A 22,925-nucleotide genomic window follows, 5' to 3' on the forward strand; every position below is an offset into this window, starting at 1 on the left:
AACTTACTTACGTGCCGCCTTAATAACCGCTTTCATTTCTTTCACTGCTTCTGCTAAACCAATAAATACTGCATCAGCAATAATAGAATGACCAATGTTTAATTCGTGAATTTGTGGGATTTTCGCAATTGGTGTGACATTATGCAAATTTAAACCATGCCCTGCATTTACAACCAAACCTTTTGATGCTGCATATTCAGCACCTTTTACAATTCGATCAAGCTCTGCTTGCTGCTGTTCAGCTGTTTCTGCATCGGCATAAGCACCTGTATGGATTTCAATGGTTGGTGCACCACATGCAACAGCCGCATCAATTTGTGCAAAATCAGCATCAATAAATAATGAAACATCACAACCAATTGCGGTAAGTTCTTGAGTCGCTTTTTTTACATCATCAAAATGACCTACAACATCTAAACCACCTTCTGTTGTAACTTCTTGGCGCTTTTCAGGAACAAAGCAAATATGATGTGGCTTTACATTTTTAGCAATTTCAACCATTTCATTGGTTACTGCCATTTCCAAATTCATACGAGTTTTTAATACTTTACGCATACGATATACGTCTGCATCCTGAATATGGCGACGATCTTCACGCAAATGCAAAGTAATACCTTCTGCACCCGCTTGCTCACAAATTAATGCCGCATTTACAGGATCTGGATAAGAGGTGCCACGTGCTTGTCGCAAAGTTGCAACATGGTCAATATTTACACCTAATAATGCAGCCATAATACTTTCCTACTTACGATGAGTTTGAGCGTTTTGAACCCACAATTGCCTACTTTTTAAAGGGCGATCCCCTAATAGCGAAGTAATCACTTGTCGATATAGCTTAGTGAGTAATTGTAACTGTTGTAGATTAAATTCCCCACCTTTTTCATACTGCATCATTGTTTCAATTAAAGCACCCGAAATTGCAGATCGAGATGCTTGAGCAGTGGCAAGAAATCCATCATTCAGTTGAAACTGGTAATTCATTTCACTAGAAATAGGTGATTGATTTGAATCGACTGAAAAATCAATTGCATAACCTAAATCTTCTAATAATTCATGTTCAAATTGACGTAAAATTTGACGTAAAAATAAGTTTTGATCTTCTTGTTGAGATAACTTTTGTAATTGCTCTAACGTTTTTGAATATTGTACAAAGCTTTGAGGCATCTCTACCTCAAGTGGACAAAGTCTTAATAAAACTTCATTCAAATAAAAACCTGAAAAAAAGGCATCACCATGAAAAAAAATCGGCTGATTTACAATTTCTAATTTACTAAAATTTTTTAATTCAGATTTCCCTGATGCTTGCAGGCAGATCGGTTGATATTGAGGTGGTGGAGTTTGTCTTAAAATTCCATCGACACGACCATGCTCTTGTGTAAATAAATGCACAATATGGCTACGATCACGATATTTTCGGTGATGAATTAAATAACCATGCAAAATTTCATTGCGCATAAGGCAAGTTTTTAATCCTAATATTATTTTTTTTGCTTATCTTCATCATCTTCATTTGAATCAGCATCATCATGCCCATGTGGAACAACAGCACCCACAACTGCAACAGTACCTTTAACAACACCTTTTGTTGCTTTATAAGCAACTTTAACAGGAACTGTAACAATTTTAGTAATGCATCCTTGCAGAAATAAAATACATATTCCGACAATGACCACCTTAATCATTACAGCCCCACAGCTTTTAGCCAAGCGATATTAAATATCGCTATACCCTAAACTCTTTAATGCACGCTCATCATCAGACCAACCACCTTTCACTTTAACCCAAAGTGTCAGCATAATTTTCTGTTCGAACATTTTTTCCATGTCCACACGTGCATCCATACCAATTTTTTTCAGCTTCGCGCCACGCTCACCAATTACAATGGCTTTTTGGCTTGGACGATCTACAAAAATAGTGGCATCAATATATGTACAAGCAGCTTTTGGACGACCTGTTTTTTCATTTACTGTTGCTTCTTCTGTTTTAAAAGATTCAATTTGAACTGTTAAATCGTAAGGAAGTTCTTCACCTAATTGACGCATGATTTTCTCACGAATCGTTTCAGATGCTAAGAAACGCTCTGAACGGTCTGTGATTTGATCCATTGAATATAGCGGTGGTTGGAACGGCAAATAACGCTCAATGGTGTCACGCAAGTGGTCTAGATTCGCACCACGTAACGCAGATACAGGAACAATTTCAGCAAAATTCATAAGTTTTGCACGTTCTTGAATTAATGGTAATGCTTGATTCTTATTTTCAAAAGTATCAAGTTTATTAATTACCAAAATCACTGGCATATCAGCATTTTGAAGTTTTTCCAAAACAAGTTCATCGTTTGGTGTCCACTTCTGTGCATCAACCACAAATAAAACAAGGTTTACATCACGTAATGCAGAATGTGCAGCACGATTCATCATTTTATTGATCGCACGTACTTCTTTTTTGTGCATCCCTGGAGTATCTACAAATACAGCCTGAGATTTTTCACGTGTATCAATACCCACAATTTTATGACGCGTTGTTTGTGGTTTACGTGAAGTAATAGATAACTTTTGACCCAATATATGGTTCATTAATGTAGATTTACCCACGTTCGGGCGACCTACAATAGCAACAAATCCACTTTTATAATCCGCAGGAATATCTGTTCCTTGCGAACTAAAGAATTGGCTAATTAAGTCGTTACTGTCGCTTTCTTGCGACTCGTGATCAGCATCGATGTGATCGGAATGAGTAGTCATTAAGACTTGATCTCCAAAAGTTTTAAAATATCTGCCGCAACTGATTGTTCAGCATAGCGACGACTAGATCCTTCTCCATACTTCACAGGTAAGCCCTGAACAATACACTCTACTTTAAAGTGTTGATTCGGCGCATCACCCTGAATATCCACAACTTCATAAAGCGGGAGAGGCTTTTTACGTGCTTGTAAATACTCTTGTAAGCGCGATTTAGGATCTTTCAGTTGATCTGTTGGCTCAATATGATCTAAATAAGGTACATACCATTTTAAAACAATTGGTTCCAATATCGTAAGATCATTACAATCTACATAAATTGCACCAATAATTGCTTCTACAGTATCTGCCAAAATAGATTCACGGTGATGACCACCAGACTTTAACTCACCTGTACTTAAAATTAAGTTTTGGCTTAATTTTAAGTCGTTAGCAATTTTACCTAGTGCTTCTTGTCGCACTAAGGTTGCACGCATACGCGTTAAGCGCCCTTCATTTTCATGTGGATAAGCATGATAGAGATAATTCGCTATAATCATCCCTAACAATGAATCACCTAAAAATTCTAGACGCTCATAATTTAATTTATGGCTCACCGAGCGGTGGGTCAATGCCAGCTGTAACAATTCAGGTTGTTTAAACTGATACCCTATGCGACTCACTAAACGACTTTCATTTAGTTTGGACTGAGCTTTGATCAAAATTTTTCTCGAACTTTAACACTAAATCTATATTGAATAAGAAAGGTCTTCTTACTTCATACTTTTTCCTAACAAACAAACGGTCGTCTTTCGTTACTTTTGCAATATCTTTAAATTGAACATTCTTGATATTGTTCATTGAAAAACGCTGATTCATTTGCTTGTTTAGGTTATCCACAGAAATATCTTTAGTCGTGTTTTTCAACACACTCGATATTTCCTTATTAATCATTCTATCATCAAAGTATGGTCCTGAAATAGCAACCAAAAACTTCATGACCACAACAAAGCAAATTACAACAAACAAAATTGATATATACGAAGCCCCAAGCTGAGATTTACGCATAACGCCCCCACTTTAATTGTTATTAATCAATAGCCCCATTTCGACCAAAAGATGGGATTTTAAATCCAGGCTCTTTATGCATCCATTTATAGAAAGCGCGTCCTGTTAAGTTTTCTTCTGGTACAAATCCCCAAAAACGACTGTCAGCACTTTGATCACGGTTATCACCCATTGCAAAGTAGTGTCCTTCTGGAACTGTAACTTCCCAATATAAACCATTTGTATTTACATACTTACCATTTTCAATATAGTTGATAAACGGTGCTTGGCGTGCAACATTCACTCCATCAAGCTCACGCATAGTAAATGTGTGGTCGCCTAAAGTTTCTTTATGATAAATAGATGTCGGTGTATCTAATGCATCTTTTTCACGGCTAAATTCCACAGGAACTTTAGCAACTTTTGTACCATTAATTGTAAGTTGACCGTGATCATAAACAATATGATCACCCGGTAAACCTACAACACGTTTAATATAACTAATGGTAGGTTGTGGCGGGTAACGAAAAACAATAACGTCGCCACGCTCAGGCTCACCAACATCAATAATTTTTTTGTTGATAATAGGTAGGCGAACGCCATAATCAAACTTATTCACCAAAATAAAATCGCCAGTTTCTAAAGTAGGTACCATAGAATCCGATGGAATATTGAATGGCTCATACAAGAATGAACGTAAAACTAATACAACCGCTAAAACAGGCCAAAAGTCATAAGCCCATGTGATAATAAAATTTTCATTTCCACGCCCTTTCGTTTGTCTTTGCTTAAAGACAAACTTATCTAATAACCACACTAAAAAGAATATTAGTGTGGCTGGTACGAGGATTAAATTAAAATCAAAATCCATGAGCTAAATGACCTCTTTGTTTTATCTTTCTACTTTCAGTACTGCAAGGAACGCTTCTTGTGGAATTTCAACACTACCCACTTGCTTCATACGTTTCTTACCTTCTTTTTGTTTTGATAGAAGTTTCTTCTTACGTGAAACGTCACCACCATAACATTTAGCCAATACGTTTTTACGCATTGCTTTTACTGTTGAACGCGCAATAATTTGTGCACCAATAGCAGCCTGAATTGCAACATCAAACATTTGACGTGGAATCAAATCTTTCATTTTTTCAACAAGCGCAATACCACGATGACGAGCATCTTGACGGTGACAAATCATAGCTAAAGCGTCAACTTTATCGCCATTAATCAGCACGTCCACTTTAACCAAAGATGAACTTTCAAAACGTACAAAATTGTAATCGAGTGATGCAAAACCACGCGAGCAAGATTTCAATTTATCAAAGAAATCCATGACTACTTCAGCCATCGGAATTTCAAAAGTAATTGCAACTTGGTTTGCCATAAACTTCATGTCTTTTTGCACACCACGGCGCTCAACACACAATGTCATTACATTACCCAAGTATTCTTGCGGTACTAAAATATTACATTCAGCAATTGGTTCACGAAGATCTTCTACTGTAGAACCATCTGGCATTTTTGAAGGGCTGTCGATATAAATCGTTTCACCACTCTTCATCACTGCTTCATAAATTACAGTTGGCGCAGATGAAATCAGGTCTAAATCGTACTCACGCTCTAAACGCTCTTGTACAATTTCCATGTGCAGCATACCTAAGAAGCCACAACGGAAACCAAAACCTAAAGCATCAGAACTTTCAGGTTCAAAGAACAATGCCGAATCGTTAATTTGTAATTTCTGTAACGCATCACGGAATGGTTCAAAATCACTTGCATCAATAGGGAATAAACCTGCATATACTTGAGGCTTAACCTTTTTAAAACCAGGTAATGTTGCAACTTCTGGTGTTGTTGCAAGTGTAATAGTGTCACCCACTGGTGCACCAAAAATATCTTTAATACCCGCAATGACAAAACCAACTTCACCCGCTTCTAAGATGCCTGTTTCAGTATGTTTGGGATTAAAGATACCTACAGAAGTGATAATGTGCGTTTGGCCTGTTGATTTCATCAACATTTTATCGCCCTTACGTACACGACCTTCTTTAATACGAACTAACGATACAACGCCTAAGTAGTTGTCGAACCATGAGTCAATAATTAAAGCCTGTAATGGTGCATCACGATCACCCACTGGTGCAGGAATAATATTAACCAGTGTTTCTAAAACACCTTCAATACCTAAACCTGTTTTAGCAGAACATGTTGGTGCTTCAGTTGCTTCAATACCAATAATATCTTCAATTTCTTGAATGACACGCTCAGGCTCTGCTTGAGGTAAGTCAATTTTATTCAATACAGGAAGAACTTCTAAACCTTGCTCAATTGCTGTATAGCAGTTCGCAACCGATTGAGCTTCCACACCTTGTGCAGCATCGACCACAAGCAAAGCACCTTCACAGGCAGCAAGTGAACGAGACACTTCATAAGAAAAGTCTACGTGTCCAGGTGTGTCAATGAAGTTAAGTTGATATTCTTCACCATTCGGATGTGTGTAATACAACGTTACCGATGCTGCTTTAATGGTAATACCACGCTCTCGTTCTAATTCCATAGAATCTAGAACTTGTGCTTGCATTTCACGGTCTTGCAAACCACCACAGGTTTGAATAAAACGATCGGCTAGAGTCGACTTTCCGTGATCGATATGCGCAATAATCGAAAAGTTACGAATGTTTTTTATATCAACAGATTTTTTAGCTTGCGCCATGGGCTACCTTGGAAATAAACGCGCTATGCATGCAATAATTAATACACAGCAAAAGCAGAATAAAGTTGCGAGTGATTATAGCAGATGGTTTTTTCAAAGTATTCATTATAATAATTTAGTTTTCAGCTTTATAAATTCTTTAAAAATAGAGCCTCCTTTGCTTTATAGACAAAATTTAAAATCGGCTCAAATAAAATTACTCTCCATTTTTTAATACTCAGAGTCTAAAGCTGAAGGTTACTCACACCATTTCACAGCGATTCCCTTTTATCACTGCAATTGATTATTAAGCCAAACTTAATTTACAATTTATATTTTATATAGATTAATAAGGTCGCAATATGCTTTTAAAATCATTACTGATTATCTCTATTTCTATAGTTTCATTTCAGACATTTGCTCAAAGCTATAATTCGTGTCAGCTTAAAAAAGAAAAACTACAACAACAAATTACTTATGCGAAAAAACATAATAATGCAAATAGAGTTAAAGGTTTAGAAAAAGCGCTTGCTCGCGTAGGACAACAATGCGCAAAAATTAAAGCCAACCAAACATCACACGCTAAATAGAATTTACTCAAAATCCAATGCAATAAACTTTTTTCTGCGCTCAATACAGATCATGTTTATTTAAAATAGATTTACTACGACTTAATTCTACTTTAAAAATTTTAAAGGCTAATTTACCAACTTTATCAATACATCAGCCTCGTATCTAAGCTTTTACCTAACCTAAATCGATGAAAAATCAAAAGGATCTTTTTCATTTGAAATAGGTTGATAAGCATGCGTAAAAGTAGGTGACATTCTTTTAGGTCTACCCGTCTCTATTTCAATACATGCCCACTTCGTATTCGCAACAAATAATAACGTCTGATCTGATGGTCTATAAAAAGCATACTGTCTAAATAAGTATAATGAATTGATATCATTCAACCATGTTCTTAATACAATGGTTTCCCCTTCAAATGCTGCTTTTCGATATTGCATTTGATGCTCAACTGCGACCATGGCATGTTTAAGTTCAATATATTGTTTTAAACCTAAACCCAATTCTTCAATATGTGCTGATGCAACATCTTGCATCCACTGTACGTACACCACATTATTTACATGCCCCAAAATATCAATATGTTCTGGCTTTACAACCATTGTTAAATCAAAAATACCACTCATTTATTTCTCTTAAATTCTATAGCCACAACACATGTCTAAGTTTATCTAAATATCGCTCAATAAGAATAATAAAAACCGCTCATTAAGAACGGTTTTTATTAAAAAATTAATCTATAAATTTAATAAATACAGCTTATTGAATGCGAACACCAACAATTGCTGGCTGTCCATCTCGAATAATAGTTAGGCGTACAACATTATTCTTTTTAAATTGAGCTACAGTTTCAACAAATTCTGCTGCATTTTTTACATCGCGGCTATTTACTTGAACAATCACATCACCTGGAATTAAACGAGCTTGTGCAGCTGCTCCGCCACGTAATACATCTTGCAACAACACACCGCCTTTAATAGCTAAATGGCTTTGCTCTTGTGGTGTTAAATCGCGAATACTCACACCTAGTACTGGTCCTTTATTCTGTGCATTTCCTACTTTATCTTTAGCAGGAGTATCATCTGGAGCAGTTGATAATTGCGCTGAAATATTTCGACGCTTATCATCTCTTAATACTTCAAATTGTACAGTTTGACCCGGTGTAAGACGGTTTAAATACGTGAACAATTCAACGGTTCTTAAAATAGGAGTACCATTAAGTTTCAAAATCACATCGCCCGATTTCAAACCCGCTTTTTCTGCAGGTGAATTTGGTGCAATTTGTGTGATCAATGAACCTTCAGGTTTCGGCAACTTATACGATTCCGCTAAATCACGATCAATATCCTGTAAACCTAAACCTAAATACGCACGCGTAACCTTGCCATTTTTCTTCAGTTGATCTGCAACATCCATTGCCACATCAATTGGAATAGAGAATGAAAGCCCCATATAGCCTCCCGTACCACTAAAAATACGTGAGTTCACACCAACAACTTCACCTTTTTGGTTAAACAATGGACCACCCGAATTACCCGGGTTTAAAGCAACATCTGTTTGAATAAATGGTACTGTGGTTTCCCCAGTCATATTACGCATTTTTGCGCTGACAATACCCGCAGATGCTGAATAATCAAAGCCAAATGGAGAACCAATAGCAAGCACAGGTTCACCCACTTTTAAGGTATCTACATTTCCTGTTTTGAGTTCTGGAAAATTCTTACCTGCTACTTTTAACAAAGCGACATCTGTACGCTCATCACTTCCGACTACCGTTGCATCTAACTCACGGCGATCATTTAAAACGACAGTGACTTTAGAGGCATTTTCAACAACATGATGGTTTGTAAGCAAATATCCATCTTTACCAATAAAAAATGCACTACCAAAACCCGTCTTTTCTTGAGGTGCTTTTTGTTGTGGAATAATGATTTGATTACCAAAAAATCGGCGTAAAATTTCAGGAACTTGTTGTTGCATGAGCTCATCTTGAGTCATTTTTTTCACAACGTTTACACTTACAACTGCAGGGCTTACATTTTCTACTAAATTAGAAAAATCGACTGGAGTTCCTGCATTTGTTTGTACGGCTACCATCGTAAAAACTGCAGCATAAATCCCTTTTTTTAATTCATTTGTTTTCATATAAAATGTTCACTCAACCAATTACTTACACGTTATAGATAATTATTATCACAAAGGAATCTATTCTTTCGTAATAAAATGTTTCCCCTATATGTTTTATAAACAATAACTTAAATATTCCTTAATTTTTTAAATTAAATAAATTTATTTCATTATTTAACACTAAATTACGCTTGTTTTTTTGTATAAAAAGCGTTCTGATATTCAAACTTTTCTCAAAATTAGCTTATGGATATGACTAATTTAGATATTTCTCATCAATTCGATGTGATTATTGTGGGGAGTGGCGGTTCAGGTTTAACACTTGCATTATCTTTGCCACATCATTTTAAAATTGCTGTTTTAGCCAAATCATCACTCACCGATGCAAGCACCTATTATGCTCAAGGTGGAGTTGCTGCTGTTTTAGATCAAACAGACTCTATTGAACAACACATAAATGACACAATGATTGCAGGTTCATTTTTATGTGAAAAAAATGCTGTTCAACAAACGGTAGAAGGTGGTCAAGCTTCTGTTGATTTTCTATTAGAACAAGGTGTTCAATTTACGTTAGATGATCAAAATCAGCTTCATTTAACACGTGAAGGTGGGCATTCACAACGTCGAATTATTCATGCCGCAGATGCGACAGGTAAAGCAATATCCACTACCCTTATTGAACGTGCAAAAGAAAAAGAAAACATCCAAATTTTTGAAAACTTTATTGCTATAGACATCATCACATCACAAAAGCTCGGTCTAACAGAAGACAATCATGCTTTAGGTTTATATGTTTTAGATGAAACCACAGATCAAGTTCAAACCTTTTTAGCGCCATTTACTGCATTAGCTTGTGGTGGTGCAATGCGTGCCTATTTACATACATCCAACCCTGATATTGCAACAGGTGATGGTATTGCTATGGCGTATCGAGCAGGTTGCCGTGTGGCAAATATGGAATTTAACCAATTTCATCCCACATGTTTATACCACCCTCAAGCTCGCTCCTTCTTAATTACAGAAGCGATGCGTGGTGAAGGAGCTTATTTACGCCTGCCTGATGGCGAACGCTTTATGCTACGTTTCGATGATCGAGCTGAACTTGCTCCACGTGATATTGTGGCAAGAACCATAGACTATGAAATTAAGCGTTTGGGGATCCGTCACGTTTGGTTAGACATCACCCATAAATCTGAAGATTTTATTCAAGAACATTTCCCTACGCTTTATGCACGCTTACTCGAACTTGGTATTGATATCACCAAAGATATGATTCCTGTTGTACCCGCAGCACATTATACCTGTGGTGGTGTAATGGTAGATGAACATAGCCAAACAGATATTGTAGGTTTATATGCGATTGGTGAAACATCCTATACAGGTTTACATGGTGCTAACCGAATGGCAAGTAACTCACTTTTAGAATGCTTTGTTTATGGCATGAGTGCTGCACAGCATATTCAAGAGAATTTTAAGGAAAATTATCAATCGCCTAATGTTCCTGCTTGGGATGATTCTCAAGTCACCAATCCTGATGAAGATGTCGTCATTCTACAAAACTGGGATGAATTGCGCCAAACAATGTGGAATTACGTAGGTATTGTAAGAACCAACAAGCGCTTAGAACGTGCTTTACACCGTATTGAAATGCTCAAAAGTGAAATTCATGAGTATTATCAAGATTACAAAGTCAGTAAAAACCTGATTGAATTACGTAATTTAGTTTTAGTTTCTGAAATGATTGTTCGATGTGCAATAGAGCGCAAAGAGTCTCGTGGTTTACATTACACTCTAGATCATCCAAAACAATCAGATCACTTACAAAAAACGGTGCTCAGTCCATATAGCAACCAAACTATACTCGAAAACATTCACTCATAAAATGTATTCATCCTCTTCTAATTTAGGAGAGGAAGTTTTTCCATTTACTTAATAAGAAGAAATAAAATTTAATAATAAATCATATATGCCATTTCAAAAGTTTTGAGATGTAACGGTACTAAATCAGGTAGAGCCTGATATCCACCAGCCAAAACAAATAACAATGGAATTTTATGTTTTTTCGCCAAACTAAAAACCAATTCTTCTCGTTTTTCAAGTAGTTCTGTTGTCAGCCAAGGTGAACCAAAAGGATCATTTTGATGACAGTCCATACCTGCTTGATAAATCATTAAATCAGCATTCCAATCTATCGCTTTTTGAAACGCTTCATAAATTGCCATTGTATATTGAGCAAAATTGCCTTTATTTTTATGTATTACTCTCGACTCTGAACGCGCATTACCTGTAATTCCTAAAGGATCACCATGAATAGAAAAATTAAATAAATTTTCTAATTTTGCTGCAAAATCTGTAGTGCCATCCCCTACATGCTGATCACAATCTAAAACAAATATTTTCTTGGTTGAAAAATATTTTGCAACCAAAGCTAAACCATTGAATGTACAAAATGACCCACCATAAGCATAGGTCGCATGATGAAACCCCTGTGCAATATTTGCAGAAATACCATGTTCAAATGCTAATTCGGCAGCCAATATTTGCCCTGCGTTAATATGTAAAACAGCATCTCTATATTGCTCATTCCAAGGCTTAAATCCTGCCATAGTCGCAAGTTTGGTTGGTTCACCCGTTAAAACAGCATTTGTATATTTTTCATCATGCAAATCATAAAAAAGGGTTTGATCTAAAAGTTGTGGTTCATGAAATTGTACATAACCAAATTGAGAAAGTGCTTGTGCTACAGCCGTCAATTTTTCCATACTATTTGTATGTGTTTTTGCAAAATAACGTGGAGAATAACAAACTTGAAGCATCGCTATTTCTCCTTATATTTGCGCTTGTGCAATATTGAATAATTGAGTCAGTTCAGTTGTACCAGGACTATATAACCCATTCGCAACTTGTTGCTTATAGTGTGTTGAAAATGCTCTTTTTCTATTTTCAGGTGAAATAGCTAAAGTTGTTAATCTTAGAAACCAAAAGCCATTGAGTTCTTTATAAGACACTACATGCCCTTTAAATTGCTTATTTATTCTTTTATTTTCAATTTCACTAATATCATAATCTACTGAAAACAAAGAACCTGCGGGAACACGCACACCATTCATCAATAGTGCTTGTAAACTGATACAAGAATGGTTATCTCCCATATTCATTTTCTCAATGAGAATCGGACGCTCTTGATCATCAACAATAATATTAATTTCCCCTTGCCGAAGTACCGAACCATGTGCAATTTTTAGAAAAAAATTCTCTGCCATAGGGCAAGACCCAACTTTAGGTTTTTCTGCTAAAGTCTGTAATTCAACAATCTGACTCTGTTCTGAAATTTGAGGCAAAACAACATCTACTAACATTTGACAGAGAACTTTACTTTCTTCAAATTGCATTAAATTAGCTAATGACCTTAAATGTGCTTGAAACTCTCGTTCTATTTTCAAGCTTCGAACAAACTCATCATCATGCGGATTTTCATTTAAAAACATATCAATGCTTGGATTCAAATCTAGGCTACGCCACCCTGAAATTCCTATTGGATACAGTGATTTCAAATCTAAAATTTTCTTTAAATTTTTCCATGAATATTCATTAAATATTTTTAAATCAATAAACTCATTTTCTAATCTAGGTTGATTAATATATTCGGCAAGTAAACGAGTCGATTGTGTATATCCACACCCTCGTCTTTCTGTTTGATGGCTATAATGTTCATTCAACATTTCCTTTAACTTTTCAGATAATGGATAAACCTTATCTTGAAAAGCTTTTACCACCTCATGATCACTTACCTGCATAGTTATCCCACATCTATGTTTAATTTTTATTAAAGAAATTTTTATTTATAAACAACTTAGCACCATTTTAAAATTTGAACAATTAGTTTTCTAATTTTTAGGAATTGCATACGTTGCAGTAACATGAGCCACAGGATCATTCATTCCTATAGAATAAATCCAAACCTCACCTACAATTAAACTCCTCCCTACTTTTATTAATTTACACTCCCCTTTTAAGTTTTGATTACCTGCTGGCTTACGTAAAAAATTAATATTCAAATTAGTTGTAACTGCCAAAGCAACAATACCTATTTCACCTAAAATTGCGACATAAAGTGCTAAATCTGCAAGTGCCATCATAGTTGGCCCTGAAACAGTTCCACCTGGTCTTAATTGTTCTTGATCTATCTTATAAATTAAGCGTGATCCCTGAGAAAAAACTTCTTCGACCTCACAATTGACTAAGCTTTGTGAAAAATCACGTTTTAAAAATTCAATAATTTCTGTTTTAGTACTTTTCATTTTGATTAAAAAAATCCCTTATAGACGTTTTACTATAAGGGATTTAAAAAAATATACTGAAATTAAAATTTAATTATGCAGATTTTAAATAAGCCAATGCTTGTTCAAATACCTGATCTGGTGTTTGTGTCGCATCTAAACGCTTAATACGCTCAGGAGAACGCTCGGCCAATGTGGCATAACCAGCTCTTACTTTCTCAAAGAAAGTTACTTTCTCTTTTTCAAAACGATCTAATGCTCCACGCTCTCTAGCACGATTCATCCCAATTTCAATGGGTGCATCTAACCAAAAAGTAAAATCAGGCATACACGTTACAAAATTTGCATTTAAAAGCTCAAGTTTCTCTTGGCTCAAACCACGACCTGCACATTGGTAAGCAAAACTTGCATCTGTAAAACGATCACAAAGAACTGTCTTTCCTGCATTTAGTGCAGGCATCACAACTAAATCTAAATGCTGCGCACGTGCTGCATACATCAATAACAGTTCAGTATCATTACACATTTTTTCGTCATGATTTACAGATAACAATAGCGAACGAATCTGTTCTGCCATTGGCGTTCCACCTGGCTCACGAGTAAGTACAACATCTTTATTCTGTTGTTCTAAATACTCATAAATACGACGAATTAAGGTTGTTTTACCAACACCTTCTGTCCCTTCAAAACTAATAAACATCTTTACTCCTTATTTTTTAGATCTGATGACAGCCAGATATTCTTGTACCGCACGATTATGGTCTGCTAAATTACTTGTAAATTTGTGCCCACCATTACCCGTTGCCACAAAGTAAATATTATTAGAATTATCGGGATGTAATACTGCTTCAATTGCTTTCTTACTTGGTAAAGAAATTGGTGTTGGCGGTAAACCATTAATTCTATAAGTATTGTAAGGCGTCATGGTTCTTAAATCATTACGTGTAATATTGCCATTGTAACGATCACCCATACCATAAATTACCGTTGGATCTGTTTGTAGTCGCATACCAAGTTTTAAACGACGTTCAAACACACCCGAAACTTGTGCAAGCTCGCTATCTACATTTGTTTCTTTTTCAATAATTGAAGCCATCGTAAGTACTTCATATTTATCTTTATACGGTAAGTTTTCCTCACGCTGTTCCCATGCAGCATCTAAAGCTTTCATTTGACGTTTATATAAGTCTAATAAAATCGCTTTATCTGACTCACCTTTATCATAAAAATATGTATCTGGAGCAAATAAACCTTCAGGATGGTCGTAAGGAATATCTAAAGCTTTTAAAATTTCTGCATTAGACAAGTGGCTAACTTCATTTTTCACCAAAGGGTTCTTTCTTAAAGAGTTAATTAAATCTTTAAAAGTTGTACCCTCAATCACCTGAACTCGATTCATGTCAGCATTATCAATATTAGAAATCATATCCAATACTTGACGCACACTCATGCCTTTGCGGACTTCATAAACACCTGCTTTTAAGGTGTCATGAATCATTAGTTTTTGATAAAGCTTCAATACTATAGGGAAACTTACCTTGTCTTCTTGCGCCAAACTATCAATAAAACCTGAGTAAGTATCTCCATTACTAATGACAAGACGTTGTTTAGACGCCTCTACAGGATAATCCTTAAACAAGCTGCTCCAAAGTACACCTACAACTACAACCGCACAAAAAAGTACAGTAATAACAATAGCTTTAGGCGAAAAAACTAATGAGGTTTTTTTCGTTTTCTTTTTAACTTTTGGCTTCGGTTTAGACATATTAGTGAATCTGGTTCAATTGAAGATGATGAAATAAATCAATACATGCTTGTGTATTTAACTGTTCAGAATTAAGTTTTGCCACTATTTTCATAGGACTTAAGGCATTACAAAAAAATAGACTTTGAATGTTTTGTATTTCATTCTGATCTATACGGCGTTGCTCACAAACTACGCCTTGTTGTTGCATGCGCTTAAGAATTTCTGCGCGCATAATACCATGAACACCATTATAACGAAGTTCTGGTGTCAGCCACGTGTTGTTTATTCGCACAAAACAATTACTACTCACCCCTTCAACTACAGCACCTTGAATATCTGTCACTAAAGCTTCAGCCAAGTTCTTATCATCTGCTTCTTTTTTTAAGAGGACTTGTTCTATTCGATTTAAGCTTTTAATTCCAACCAAATTAGGCATAAGCATACCTATAGATTGCGTTAAAACACCTGCTTCAATTTTTTCATATTGAAAATCCTGAACGTCTTTAGGATAGAAGTAAAACCAAAGCTCTGCATCATGTTCAGGTAGACTGTATCCACGCTGTCCATCACCTCGGCTAATAATAATTTTAAAAGTGCCATTGAGCACGCCATGTTCTTGTTTAAGTTGATCAATGCTTTGATCGATTAAATCTAAACTGACATTTAACAGTAATTTTTCACAAGCAAGTTTTAAGCGTGATTGATGCAATTGTGCTAATTCAATTTCATTATTACGAATACGTCCTGTCGTAAAGCAACCATCGCCATAATGGAATGCTCTGTCTAACAATGAGATATCCAAAACTTTTTGAGCATTTTTAAAACATTGCATACAGCATATATCCTATGAGCCTTAAAACATTTTAGAAATGATTAGTTCATTTCTTATTCACATAAATTCACATCAAATTCGTTTTTTATTATTTTTTTGGAAAAAAAACTCCCGCTATTCTTGCCTGACTTTAACAAATTATTCAAATAATACTTTGAGGCAAAACATGAATATTACTCATAAATTAAAACTTGGGATTCTCACAGCTCTTATTTCAGCAACAGCTTTTAGTGTTTCTGCAAAAGACTTTTTAAACGTATCTTATGACCCAACACGTGAACTATACGATAATTTTAACAAAGAGTTTGGTGCATACTGGAAAAAACAAACAGGTCAAGATATCCGTTATAAGCAATCACATGGTGGTTCTGGAAAACAAGCACGCGCTGTTATTGATGGTCTAGATGCCGATGTAGTTACACTTGCCCTTGCTGCAGATATTGATGAAATTGCAGAACGGGGTTTAGTTGCAAAAGACTGGCAGAAGAAGTTTCCACAAAACTCTACACCCTACACATCAACTATTGTTTTCTTGGTTCGTAAAGGCAACCCTAAAGGAATTAAGGATTGGGGGGATTTAGTTAAAAATGATGTTGCTATCATTACACCAAACCCTAAAACTTCGGGTGGCGCACGCTGGAACTATTTAGCAGCATGGGCTTGGGCTAAACATCAAAAAGGTGGTAACGACAAAACTGCTCAAGAATTTGTACGCAAAATTTATCAAAATACCAAAGTACTCGACTCGGGTGCACGCGGTGCAACAACTACATTTGCAGAACGTGGTATTGGTGATGTACTACTTGCGTGGGAAAATGAGGCACATCTAGCAATTCGTGAACAACCAGATAAGTTTGAAATTATTACACCATCTCTTTCAATTTTAGCAGAGCCACCCGTGGCAATTGTAGAGAAAAATGCGAAGAAAAATGGCAATGAAAACCTTGCTAAAGCATATTTAAACTATTTGTATTCACCTGCAGGGCAAACAGTTGCTGCAAAAAACTTCTATCGCCCACGTAATGCCAGCGTACTTGCAAAATACAACACTGTATTTAAACCCTTAAAACTTGTGACGATTGATCAGGAGTTTGGTGGCTGGACAAAAGTACAAAAACAACACTTTGACAATGGTGGTATTTTCGACCAAATCGTAAAAGAAAATAGTAAAAAATAAAATTACACTCTATTTGAACCCTTTTAAAAACATTGGTTTTGTCCGCAGAATCAATGTTTTTTTGTATTTAATACATTTATCGTTTTTTTTCATATCAAATTCATTTTTTGTTATTTTTTTTGCATAAAGAAAATCGCTATTCTGCAACCATGTTTCAAAACATTAAAATATTGAGGTTGGCATGAGTGTTTCATCAAAATTAAAGCTTGGAGTCTTAGCTGCTCTAATCTCTGCAACATCGCTTACGGTTGCTGCTAAAGACTTTTTAAATGTTTCTTATGATCCTACTCGTGAATTATATGAAGATGTAAATAAGCAATTTGGTAAATACTGGGAAAGCCGTACAGGTCAAAAAATCAATTTTAAACAGTCACATGGTGGTTCTGGTAAACAGGCTCGTGCTGTGATTGATGGTTTAGATGCCGATGTTGTAACCCTTGCTCTTGCAGCCGATATTGATGTTATTGCTGAAAAAGCAAAATTATTACCATCCGACTGGCAACAGAAACTTCCTCAAAACTCAACACCTTATACATCTACAATCGTATTTCTTGTACGTAAAGGAAATCCAAAAGGCATTAAAGATTGGGGCGATTTAGTTAAACCTGACGTAGGAATTATTACACCAAACCCTAAAACGTCAGGTGGTGCACGTTGGAATTATTTAGCAGCTTGGGCTTGGGCGAAGCACCAAAAAGGTGGTAACGACCAAACTGCTCAAGAATTCGTTCGTAAAATTTATAAAAACACCAAAGTCCTCGATTCTGGCGCACGTGGCTCAACAACTACATTTGCAGAACGTGGTATTGGCGATGTACTACTCGCTTGGGAAAACGAAGCACATTTAGCCATTCGTGAACAACCTGGTAAATTTGAAATTATCACACCATCGCTTTCAATTTTAGCTGAACCACCTGTTGCTATTGTAGAGAAAAATGCTGCTAAAAAAGGCAATTTAAACTTAGCAAAAGGTTACTTAAACTACTTGTACTCACCTGCTGGGCAAGAAATTGCTGCGCGTAATTTTTACCGTCCACGTAACGCAACAACATTAGCAAAATATAAAGATACGTTTAAACCACTCAAACTAGTGACTATCGATCAAGAATTTGGTGGTTGGGATAAAGTACAAAAAGCACACTTTGAAAATGGTGGTGTGTTTGACCAAATCGTAAAAGCAAACAGCGCTAAATAACGAGCAGAAAAAAGGAGCAGGATCATGACACATACCGTAATTGTTCCAGGGGTTGGAGGTAGTGAATACAACCACTGGCAATCTATATTACAAAGACAGCTCATGCCCTCTTGCTCTCGTGTTCAACAAGCCAATTGGAATTTACCCATTTTAAAAAACTGGGTCGCAGAATTTGTTAAAACTGTAGCGCCCATTCAAGGTGATATTCAAATTGTTGCTCATAGTTTTGGTTGCCTAACTACTGTTGCTGCATTAGCACAGCACCCTGAACTGAAAAGCAAAGTTAAAAATTTAGTTTTAGTTGCACCTGCAAATCCTGCACGTTTTGGAAGTGCTGGTTTTGCTCGAAATAGCCATAACGACTATCAAGCTTATTTTCATCAGTTAAAAATACATGTGCCAACACATTTAATCATTAGTGAAAATGATCCGTGGTTAGAGTTTCAAGATGCCTTGCAATTGGCAAAATCGTGGGGCTTAAATCCAATTAATTTGGGTCAAGTTGGACATATTAATGTTGCATCTGGTTTTGGTTCTTTCCCTGAGTTAGAAAGCTATCTACTTTCAGATAAACCATCAAAACATATCAATATTTCTGATGTAGGCAAGTATTTTTTTAAATTTGCTATTTAACACTTGCAAACTATGCTTGTTTTCAATTTATTTATTTCACTAACTCATTTTAGTCAGTGCTCTCTTTTTGAGGAGTAATCATGTCGCAGCAATCCCGAGTGCTGCCAGGATTTGGTCTTTCTCTAGGCTTTACCCTAGCGTATTTATCATTAATTGTACTTATTCCACTTTCTGCGGTTTTTATTAAATCGTTAGGCATTGGATGGGATGGTTTGTGGGAAATTTTAACATCTGAGCGTATTTTAAAGTCTTTACAACTCAGCTTTAGTGCAGCGGTTATTGCTGCTTTTATTAATGTTGTTTTTGGCTTATTACTGGCTTGGTGTTTAGTTCGTTACAACTTCCCCGGCAAACGTATTGTAGATGCTTTAGTCGATTTACCATTTGCATTACCAACGGCTGTTGCAGGTATTGCGCTTACATCACTTTATGCACCTACAGGTTGGATTGGTCAATATCTTGAACCACTTGGTATTCAAGTCGCTTATACCCCTTTAGGTATTACGCTTGCACTTATTTTTATTGGTATTCCTTTTGTGGTTCGTACAGTTCAACCTGTACTTAGCGACTTAGAAACCGAACTTGAAGAAGCTGCTTCTGCTTTAGGGGCAAGTCGTTTCCAAATTATCACTAAAGTGATTTTGCCTATTTTATTGCCTGCATTAATTACGGGCTTCGCTTTAGCTTTTGCACGTGGTGTAGGTGAATATGGATCGGTTATTTTCATTGCAGGTAACCAACCATTTGAAACTGAAATTGCTCCACTCATGATTATTTCTCGCTTAGAAGAATATGATTATGCAGGTGCAACAACCATTGCTGTGGTCATGCTACTTCTGTCATTTGTAATTTTGTTCTTAATTAACTTATTACAAGCGTGGGCAAGTCGTCGTACAGGGAGAACTGCTCGATGAACACAAATAGTTTTGCTTTAGCTGAAAAACTACAATCTCGTGATGCGACACGTGAACCGACATGGGTACGTTATACGCTTCTAACTATTGCACTCATTTTCTTTTTAAGTTGCTTAATTTTACCTTTAGTTTTGGTATTTGTAGAAGCATTTAAACAAGGCGTTAGTGTTTATGTTCAAGCTTTGATTAATCCAGATACTTTATCTGCTGTGAAATTAACACTGTTGACCGCTGCAATTGCTGTACCACTAAACGTTGTATTTGGTATAGCCGCTGCTTGGTGTGTTGCGAAATTTCACTTCCGTGGTAAATCTATTTTAACCACTATTATCGACATGCCATTTTCGGTATCTCCTGTTATTGCAGGTTTAATGATTGTTCTCATTTTTGGGACACAAGGATGGATGGGCACTTGGCTCATGGATCACGACATTAAAATTTTATATGCCGTTCCTGCCATTGTTCTTGCAACTGTATTTGTTACTGTTCCTTTTGTTGCCCGTGAACTTATTCCTCTTATGGAAGCTCAAGGTACAGAGGAAGAAGAAGCTGCTATTGTATTAGGTGCTTCAGGTTGGCAAACCTTTTGGAAAGTGACCCTACCTAATATTAAATGGGGTTTAATCTATGGCGTCATTCTTTGTAATGCACGTGCAATGGGTGAATTTGGCGCAGTGTCTGTGGTTTCAGGACATATTCGCGGTGAAACCAATACATTGCCACTACACGTAGAAATTCTATATAACGAATATACATTCAGTGCTGCATTTGCTGTGTCTTCACTTTTGGCATTACTCGCAATTGTGACCCTTATTTTAAAAACATGGGTTGAGATTCGCCAAGAGAAACAAGACAAACGCAATGAAGATGCACAAGCTTAAGGAATGACCTCATGAGTATTCAAGTTAAAAATATTGAAAAACACTTTGGTGCATTCCATGCACTTAACAACATCTCTTTAGATTTCCCAGATGGTCAATTGGTTGCCCTACTTGGTCCATCTGGCTGTGGTAAAACAACATTACTTCGTATTATTGCAGGCTTAGAATCTGCAGATGGTGGTCAAGTTATTCTAGAAGGTGAAGATGCAACCAATGTTCATGTACGTGAACGTGAAGTTGGTTTTGTATTCCAGCATTATGCTTTGTTCCGCCACATGACTGTATTTGACAACATTGCATTTGGTTTACGTGTACGTCCACGTGCAACACGCCCATCTGAAGCTGAAATTAAAAAGCGTGTTACTCGTCTTCTAGATTTAGTCCAACTTGGTTTCTTAGCAGACCGTTACCCTGCTCAACTTTCAGGTGGTCAGCGTCAACGTATTGCACTTGCTCGTGCTTTAGCTGTTGAACCACGTGTACTTTTACTAGATGAACCATTTGGTGCACTAGATGCAAAAGTACGTAAAGAATTGCGTCGTTGGTTACGTACATTACATGATGAGCTTCACATTACCTCTATTTTTGTAACGCACGACCAAGAAGAAGCGCTTGAAGTGGCAGACCAAATTATTGTGATGAATAAAGGTAATGTTGAACAAATTGGTTCACCTCGTGAAGTTTACGAAAGACCAGCAACACCATTTGTATTCGACTTTTTAGGTCAAGCAAACCGTTTTGAAGGACACAATCAAAATGGTGTGATTCAAATTGGAGAAGATCGAGTTCAACTTGCAAGTTTACAAAATGCTCCACAAGGCAGTGTAATTGCATTTGCTCGTCCAGATGAGCTACATATTCATGCTCAACCGCAAAACAATGCAATTCAAGCAACTTTCTTACGTGAAGTATGGATTGCAGGTAAAGTTATTGCAGAATTACAAGATCGTCAGGGCAACTTAATTGAAATTACCTTAACGTCTGATGAAGCAAAATTACACCAATTCCGTCCTGACCAAACAGTTTGGTTAAGTGCAACGGCATTGCATTTATTTGAAAATCAAGTCGCTTAAGACTTTAGAGTGGGGTTAATTCCCCACTCACCAAAAGGGAACAAAGATAATGAATTTCCAACAACTACGAATCATACGAGAAACCGTAAGACAAAATTATAATCTTACAGAGGCTTCTGCAGCTTTATACACTTCACAATCTGGTGTAAGTAAACACATTAAAGATTTAGAAGATGAATTAGGCGTACAACTTTTTATTCGTAAAGGTAAACGCTTACTTGGCTTAACAGAACCTGGTCAATCTTTACTTGGTATCGTAGAACGAATGTTGGTAGATGCAGATAACATTAAACGTCTTGCAGATGATTTCAATAGAGTCGATGAAGGTACGCTGACCATTGCGACCACGCATACACAAGCACGCTATGTGTTACCGCCTATTGTAAATAAATTCAAAAAAGAGTTCCCTAAAGTTCACTTGATTTTACAACAAGCAAGCCCTGTTGAAATTACAGAAATGTTGCTCCAAGGCGAAGCTGATATTGGTATTGCAACAGAGTCTTTAACAACTGAAAGCAACCTTGCAAGTGTGCCATTCTACAATTGGCAACATAGTATTATTACGCCACAAAATCATCCGCTTGCAAGTAAAAGTAATATTACCATTCCAGATTTAGCAGAATACCCAATTATTACCTACCACGGTGGTTTCACGGGTCGTTCTAAAATTGATAAAGCATTTGAAGAATCTGGTGCAGATTTTGACATTGTAATGTCAGCACTAGATGCCGATGTCATTAAGACTTATGTTGAGCTTGGAATGGGCGTGGGTATTGTAAATGACGTTGCGTATGATGCTGAACGTGACCATCGTTTAAAGCAAATTCCAACAGATATTTTTGGTATAAATACGACATGGATTGCCGTTCGTAAAGGACATTTACTTCGTGGATATGGCTACGAATTTGTATCTTTATGCTCCCCAGAAACAGATATTAAAGCCTTAAAGAAAATGGCTTATCCTGAAGAATAATTTTAATCCTTAAAATTTAAGACATTAAAAAAGAGGCTATTAATAGCCTCTTTTTTAATTCAGACGT

General features: G+C 36.4%; 26 protein-coding genes. 10 read left to right on the plus strand and 16 right to left on the minus strand.

Annotation, left to right across the window (positions count from 1 at the left end; all coding sequences use genetic code 11):
- Positions 1 to 3: 3 nt before the first annotated feature.
- Genes pdxJ through lepA form a run of 8 tightly spaced genes read right to left on the minus strand, consistent with a single transcriptional unit; the run spans position 4 to position 6,477 of the window.
- On the minus strand, positions 4 to 732 hold the full coding sequence (gene pdxJ, locus AC5YC8_RS00095; protein ID WP_496163163.1) for a pyridoxine 5'-phosphate synthase: 729 nt from the start codon (positions 730 to 732) through the stop codon (positions 4 to 6).
- Positions 733 to 741: 9 nt separating this feature from the next.
- A complete protein-coding gene (recO, locus tag AC5YC8_RS00100; protein ID WP_496116767.1) occupies positions 742 to 1,455 on the minus strand; it encodes a DNA repair protein RecO in 714 nt (237 codons plus the stop codon).
- A gap of 23 nt (positions 1,456 to 1,478) precedes the next feature.
- A complete protein-coding gene (locus AC5YC8_RS00105) occupies positions 1,479 to 1,682 on the minus strand; it encodes an NF038104 family lipoprotein (RefSeq protein ID WP_496163164.1) in 204 nt (67 codons plus the stop codon).
- Between the two features lie 30 nt (positions 1,683 to 1,712).
- On the minus strand, positions 1,713 to 2,744 hold the full coding sequence (era, locus tag AC5YC8_RS00110) for a GTPase Era (RefSeq protein ID WP_496116765.1): 1,032 nt from the start codon (positions 2,742 to 2,744) through the stop codon (positions 1,713 to 1,715).
- Complete coding sequence (gene rnc / locus AC5YC8_RS00115) at positions 2,744 to 3,442, minus strand: ribonuclease III (RefSeq protein WP_496116764.1); 699 nt, start codon at positions 3,440 to 3,442, stop codon at positions 2,744 to 2,746. Before rnc ends, era begins: the two co-directional genes overlap by 1 nt.
- Positions 3,414 to 3,788, minus strand: coding sequence for a DUF4845 domain-containing protein (locus tag AC5YC8_RS00120; RefSeq protein ID WP_496163165.1), 375 nt, complete (start codon positions 3,786 to 3,788; stop codon positions 3,414 to 3,416). The genes rnc and AC5YC8_RS00120 overlap by 29 nt, the downstream gene beginning before the upstream one ends.
- A 22-nt stretch (positions 3,789 to 3,810) precedes the next feature.
- Positions 3,811 to 4,638, minus strand: a complete 828-nt coding sequence (lepB, locus tag AC5YC8_RS00125; protein WP_496116762.1) for a signal peptidase I — start codon at positions 4,636 to 4,638, stop codon at positions 3,811 to 3,813.
- Between the two features lie 21 nt (positions 4,639 to 4,659).
- Positions 4,660 to 6,477 (minus strand): translation elongation factor 4, encoded by a 1,818-nt coding sequence (lepA, locus tag AC5YC8_RS00130; RefSeq protein WP_496163166.1) that lies wholly within the window; start codon positions 6,475 to 6,477, stop codon positions 4,660 to 4,662.
- Between lepA and AC5YC8_RS00135 the strand changes: the two genes are divergently transcribed.
- Together AC5YC8_RS00135 and AC5YC8_RS00140 are read left to right on the plus strand one after the other, a co-directional pair.
- Positions 6,476 to 6,691, plus strand: a complete 216-nt coding sequence (locus tag AC5YC8_RS00135; protein ID WP_496163167.1) for a hypothetical protein — start codon at positions 6,476 to 6,478, stop codon at positions 6,689 to 6,691. The genes lepA and AC5YC8_RS00135 overlap by 2 nt on opposite strands.
- A gap of 127 nt (positions 6,692 to 6,818) precedes the next feature.
- On the plus strand, positions 6,819 to 7,046 hold the full coding sequence (locus tag AC5YC8_RS00140) for a DUF1090 family protein (protein WP_496163168.1): 228 nt from the start codon (positions 6,819 to 6,821) through the stop codon (positions 7,044 to 7,046).
- A gap of 162 nt (positions 7,047 to 7,208) precedes the next feature.
- On the opposite strand, the gene AC5YC8_RS00145 is transcribed toward AC5YC8_RS00140, so the two are convergent.
- Positions 7,209 to 7,652, minus strand: a complete 444-nt coding sequence (locus AC5YC8_RS00145; protein ID WP_496163169.1) for an acyl-CoA thioesterase — start codon at positions 7,650 to 7,652, stop codon at positions 7,209 to 7,211.
- 133 nt (positions 7,653 to 7,785) lie between these two features.
- A complete protein-coding gene (locus tag AC5YC8_RS00150; RefSeq protein ID WP_496163170.1) occupies positions 7,786 to 9,171 on the minus strand; it encodes a Do family serine endopeptidase in 1,386 nt (461 codons plus the stop codon).
- Between the two features lie 228 nt (positions 9,172 to 9,399).
- Here AC5YC8_RS00150 and nadB point away from each other — a divergent pair, with 228 nt between their 5' ends.
- Entirely contained in the window at positions 9,400 to 11,034 is a 1,635-nt protein-coding gene (nadB, locus tag AC5YC8_RS00155; RefSeq protein WP_496163171.1) for an L-aspartate oxidase, read from the plus strand.
- Between the two features lie 68 nt (positions 11,035 to 11,102).
- Here the strand turns inward: nadB and AC5YC8_RS00160 are convergent, their stop codons facing one another.
- From AC5YC8_RS00160 to pabC, 6 genes are all read right to left on the minus strand, one after another.
- Positions 11,103 to 11,969: an arginase family protein gene (locus AC5YC8_RS00160; RefSeq protein ID WP_496163172.1), complete on the minus strand. Its 867-nt coding sequence runs from the start codon at positions 11,967 to 11,969 to the stop codon at positions 11,103 to 11,105.
- 12 nt (positions 11,970 to 11,981) lie between these two features.
- The gene (locus AC5YC8_RS00165) at positions 11,982 to 12,950 is read right to left on the minus strand and encodes a hypothetical protein (protein WP_496163173.1); all 969 of its coding nucleotides are present in this window, start codon (positions 12,948 to 12,950) and stop codon (positions 11,982 to 11,984) included.
- Between the two features lie 90 nt (positions 12,951 to 13,040).
- Positions 13,041 to 13,454 carry a PaaI family thioesterase gene (locus tag AC5YC8_RS00170; protein WP_496116716.1) on the minus strand — a complete coding sequence of 138 codons (414 nt, stop codon included), beginning with the start codon at positions 13,452 to 13,454 and terminating at the stop codon, positions 13,041 to 13,043.
- Positions 13,455 to 13,527: 73 nt separating this feature from the next.
- Positions 13,528 to 14,133 (minus strand): dTMP kinase, encoded by a 606-nt coding sequence (tmk, locus tag AC5YC8_RS00175; protein ID WP_496163174.1) that lies wholly within the window; start codon positions 14,131 to 14,133, stop codon positions 13,528 to 13,530.
- 9 nt (positions 14,134 to 14,142) lie between these two features.
- Complete coding sequence (gene mltG / locus AC5YC8_RS00180) at positions 14,143 to 15,198, minus strand: endolytic transglycosylase MltG (RefSeq protein ID WP_496163175.1); 1,056 nt, start codon at positions 15,196 to 15,198, stop codon at positions 14,143 to 14,145.
- Position 15,199: 1 nt separating this feature from the next.
- Positions 15,200 to 16,012 (minus strand): aminodeoxychorismate lyase, encoded by an 813-nt coding sequence (gene pabC, locus AC5YC8_RS00185; protein WP_496163176.1) that lies wholly within the window; start codon positions 16,010 to 16,012, stop codon positions 15,200 to 15,202.
- A gap of 166 nt (positions 16,013 to 16,178) precedes the next feature.
- Here pabC and AC5YC8_RS00190 point away from each other — a divergent pair, with 166 nt between their 5' ends.
- The 7 genes from AC5YC8_RS00190 to AC5YC8_RS00220 all read left to right on the plus strand — a co-directional run bounded on the left by AC5YC8_RS00190 (position 16,179) and on the right by AC5YC8_RS00220 (position 22,858).
- On the plus strand, positions 16,179 to 17,189 hold the full coding sequence (locus AC5YC8_RS00190; protein WP_496116712.1) for a sulfate ABC transporter substrate-binding protein: 1,011 nt from the start codon (positions 16,179 to 16,181) through the stop codon (positions 17,187 to 17,189).
- Positions 17,190 to 17,370: 181 nt separating this feature from the next.
- Positions 17,371 to 18,384, plus strand: coding sequence for a sulfate ABC transporter substrate-binding protein (locus AC5YC8_RS00195; protein WP_496116711.1), 1,014 nt, complete (start codon positions 17,371 to 17,373; stop codon positions 18,382 to 18,384).
- A 24-nt stretch (positions 18,385 to 18,408) separates the two neighbouring features.
- Positions 18,409 to 19,017: an alpha/beta hydrolase gene (locus AC5YC8_RS00200; protein ID WP_496116710.1), complete on the plus strand. Its 609-nt coding sequence runs from the start codon at positions 18,409 to 18,411 to the stop codon at positions 19,015 to 19,017.
- A gap of 80 nt (positions 19,018 to 19,097) precedes the next feature.
- The gene (gene cysT, locus AC5YC8_RS00205; RefSeq protein WP_496116709.1) at positions 19,098 to 19,931 is read left to right on the plus strand and encodes a sulfate ABC transporter permease subunit CysT; all 834 of its coding nucleotides are present in this window, start codon (positions 19,098 to 19,100) and stop codon (positions 19,929 to 19,931) included.
- Positions 19,928 to 20,812, plus strand: a complete 885-nt coding sequence (gene cysW, locus AC5YC8_RS00210; protein ID WP_496116708.1) for a sulfate ABC transporter permease subunit CysW — start codon at positions 19,928 to 19,930, stop codon at positions 20,810 to 20,812. The genes cysT and cysW overlap by 4 nt, the downstream gene beginning before the upstream one ends.
- 11 nt (positions 20,813 to 20,823) lie before the next feature.
- On the plus strand, positions 20,824 to 21,885 hold the full coding sequence (locus tag AC5YC8_RS00215) for a sulfate/molybdate ABC transporter ATP-binding protein (protein ID WP_496163177.1): 1,062 nt from the start codon (positions 20,824 to 20,826) through the stop codon (positions 21,883 to 21,885).
- A gap of 49 nt (positions 21,886 to 21,934) precedes the next feature.
- The gene (locus AC5YC8_RS00220) at positions 21,935 to 22,858 is read left to right on the plus strand and encodes a CysB family HTH-type transcriptional regulator (protein WP_496116706.1); all 924 of its coding nucleotides are present in this window, start codon (positions 21,935 to 21,937) and stop codon (positions 22,856 to 22,858) included.
- Positions 22,859 to 22,925: the final 67 nt, after the last annotated feature.

This window comes from Acinetobacter sp. FY731, from assembly GCF_059515905.1.

Coding starts and splice junctions, on each gene's coding strand:
- pdxJ (WP_496163163.1), bottom strand. CDS start 732: ATGGCTGCATTATTAGGTGTAAATATTGACCATGTTGCAACTTTGCGA.
- recO (WP_496116767.1), bottom strand. CDS start 1,455: ATGCGCAATGAAATTTTGCATGGTTATTTAATTCATCACCGAAAATAT.
- AC5YC8_RS00105 (WP_496163164.1), bottom strand. CDS start 1,682: ATGATTAAGGTGGTCATTGTCGGAATATGTATTTTATTTCTGCAAGGA.
- era (WP_496116765.1), bottom strand. CDS start 2,744: ATGACTACTCATTCCGATCACATCGATGCTGATCACGAGTCGCAAGAA.
- AC5YC8_RS00120 (WP_496163165.1), bottom strand. CDS start 3,788: ATGCGTAAATCTCAGCTTGGGGCTTCGTATATATCAATTTTGTTTGTT.
- lepB (WP_496116762.1), bottom strand. CDS start 4,638: ATGGATTTTGATTTTAATTTAATCCTCGTACCAGCCACACTAATATTC.
- AC5YC8_RS00135 (WP_496163167.1), top strand. CDS start 6,476: ATGGGCTACCTTGGAAATAAACGCGCTATGCATGCAATAATTAATACA.
- lepA (WP_496163166.1), bottom strand. CDS start 6,477: ATGGCGCAAGCTAAAAAATCTGTTGATATAAAAAACATTCGTAACTTT.
- AC5YC8_RS00140 (WP_496163168.1), top strand. CDS start 6,819: ATGCTTTTAAAATCATTACTGATTATCTCTATTTCTATAGTTTCATTT.
- AC5YC8_RS00145 (WP_496163169.1), bottom strand. CDS start 7,652: ATGAGTGGTATTTTTGATTTAACAATGGTTGTAAAGCCAGAACATATT.
- AC5YC8_RS00150 (WP_496163170.1), bottom strand. CDS start 9,171: ATGAAAACAAATGAATTAAAAAAAGGGATTTATGCTGCAGTTTTTACG.
- nadB (WP_496163171.1), top strand. CDS start 9,400: ATGGATATGACTAATTTAGATATTTCTCATCAATTCGATGTGATTATT.
- AC5YC8_RS00160 (WP_496163172.1), bottom strand. CDS start 11,969: ATGCTTCAAGTTTGTTATTCTCCACGTTATTTTGCAAAAACACATACA.
- AC5YC8_RS00165 (WP_496163173.1), bottom strand. CDS start 12,950: ATGCAGGTAAGTGATCATGAGGTGGTAAAAGCTTTTCAAGATAAGGTT.
- AC5YC8_RS00170 (WP_496116716.1), bottom strand. CDS start 13,454: ATGAAAAGTACTAAAACAGAAATTATTGAATTTTTAAAACGTGATTTT.
- tmk (WP_496163174.1), bottom strand. CDS start 14,133: ATGTTTATTAGTTTTGAAGGGACAGAAGGTGTTGGTAAAACAACCTTA.
- mltG (WP_496163175.1), bottom strand. CDS start 15,198: ATGTCTAAACCGAAGCCAAAAGTTAAAAAGAAAACGAAAAAAACCTCA.
- pabC (WP_496163176.1), bottom strand. CDS start 16,012: ATGCAATGTTTTAAAAATGCTCAAAAAGTTTTGGATATCTCATTGTTA.
- AC5YC8_RS00190 (WP_496116712.1), top strand. CDS start 16,179: ATGAATATTACTCATAAATTAAAACTTGGGATTCTCACAGCTCTTATT.
- AC5YC8_RS00195 (WP_496116711.1), top strand. CDS start 17,371: ATGAGTGTTTCATCAAAATTAAAGCTTGGAGTCTTAGCTGCTCTAATC.
- AC5YC8_RS00200 (WP_496116710.1), top strand. CDS start 18,409: ATGACACATACCGTAATTGTTCCAGGGGTTGGAGGTAGTGAATACAAC.
- cysT (WP_496116709.1), top strand. CDS start 19,098: ATGTCGCAGCAATCCCGAGTGCTGCCAGGATTTGGTCTTTCTCTAGGC.
- cysW (WP_496116708.1), top strand. CDS start 19,928: ATGAACACAAATAGTTTTGCTTTAGCTGAAAAACTACAATCTCGTGAT.
- AC5YC8_RS00215 (WP_496163177.1), top strand. CDS start 20,824: ATGAGTATTCAAGTTAAAAATATTGAAAAACACTTTGGTGCATTCCAT.
- AC5YC8_RS00220 (WP_496116706.1), top strand. CDS start 21,935: ATGAATTTCCAACAACTACGAATCATACGAGAAACCGTAAGACAAAAT.